The organism is Actinomadura sp. B10D3 (assembly GCF_039871695.1).
GTDB lineage: Bacteria > Actinomycetota > Actinomycetes > Streptosporangiales > Streptosporangiaceae > Spirillospora > Spirillospora madurae.
Map to the genome: position 1 here is coordinate 1 of NZ_JBDPLY010000086.1, position 1,500 is coordinate 1,500.

1 protein-coding gene is annotated in these 1,500 nt (G+C 69.7%); it reads right to left on the reverse strand.

The window, feature by feature from the left end; all coding sequences use genetic code 11:
- Positions 1 to 28: 28 nt before the first annotated feature.
- Positions 29 to 1,255 (reverse strand): IS110 family transposase, encoded by a 1,227-nt coding sequence (locus ABGB11_RS42355; protein WP_347641354.1) that lies wholly within the window; start codon positions 1,253 to 1,255, stop codon positions 29 to 31.
- Positions 1,256 to 1,500: the final 245 nt, after the last annotated feature.

Genomic DNA, 1,500 nt, shown 5'->3' on the forward strand with positions numbered 1-1,500 from the left:
TGGTCAGACACCCCATGTCGTTTGGGTGTCAAGCGGCGTGGGATTGGGTGTGGTGCGACCAGGCGGTTGCTTCGTCGTAGAGGGTGCGGGTCTTGAGGCATCCGTGGAGGATGCCGACGAGGCGGTTGCCGAGCTGGCGCAGGGCGGGGTTGTAGCCGGCCTCGCGGGCCCGTTGCTTGTCGTAGTAGCGGCGGGCGCCTGGGGAGGCGCGCAGGGCGGAGAACGCCTGGGTCTGCAGCGCGTCGGCGAGGCGGTTGTTGCGGACGTAGCGGGCCTGGACGGTGTGGCTCTTGCCGGAGGCCCGGGTGATCGGGCTGGTGCCGGCGTAGTTCTTGCGTGCTTTGGCGGTGGCGTAGCGGGTGGGGTCGTCTCCGAACTCGGCGAGCACCCGGGCGCCGGTGATCTCCGCGATGCCGGGCATCGAGAGGTAGATCTCAGCGTCCGGGTGCGTTCGAAAATGGGCTTTCACCTGCTCCTCGATCGCGGTTATCTGCGCGTTCAGCGCGATGATCAGATGGGCGTGGGCGGTGGCGGTGGCCGCGTAGGCGGCGGTGACCGGCTCGGGCAGGCCGAGCTGTCGTTGGCGCAGCGCGGTCTGGATCGTGGCCGCTTTGGTGTCCCGGTTGCGCCGGCGGGCGCGGGCCAGGACGGCGGTGATCTGGGTGCGGGTCAGCTTGGCCCCAGCTGCCGGGGTGGGTGCCTTGATCAGCAGTTCCAGTGCGTCCGTGCTGGTCAGGGCCAGGTCGGCGTAGGCGTTCAGGGCGGCGGGGAAGTACTCCCGCAGCGTGCTGCGCAGCCTCTGGAAGGTGCGGGTGCGTTCCCAGATCAGGGTCTGGTGGGCGCGGGCCACGACCTTGACGGCTTGGGCCTGGGCGCTGTCCCCGGCCACCGGCCGCAGCTGGGCCCGGTCGATGCGGACCATGTCGGCCAGCGCGTGTGCGTCGCCCTTGTCGCTCTTGGCGCCGGAGGAGGCGTACCGCTCTTTGAACCGGGCCACCTGCCGGGGATTGATCGCATAGACGCGGTAGCCGGAGGCGATCAGGGCCTGCACCCACGAGCCGCGGTCGGTCTCGATCCCGACCACGACCTCGGCGGCGTCAAGGTCCCCGCCGCCGTGCTTGGCGACGAGCTCGTGCAGCTTAGCGATCCCCTCCACACCCTCGGGCAGCCTCGCGGCGGCCAGTTTCCGGCCTGCCTCGTCCTGGACCTCGACATCATGGTGATCTTCGGCCCAGTCATCGCCGATCAGCAGCAACTCGTCCTCCTGGTCAGGTACTTCGCTCCTTGCAGCCTGCGGAAGGCGCGGCACGCGGCCTAATGGATCCAGTGCTCACGCCTCGATCGGCGGGCACGCCACCCCATCAACGGTCTGGCCTCCCGGCCGGCCAGCAGGGGCACGGTCTGACCACAGAAGTCGGACGCTTCCGGCGGCGGAAGTGCTCACCTGCTGGCGGCTACGGCTACCGAGTCTCTACGACCCGGCAGCTCCCATTAGGCGGC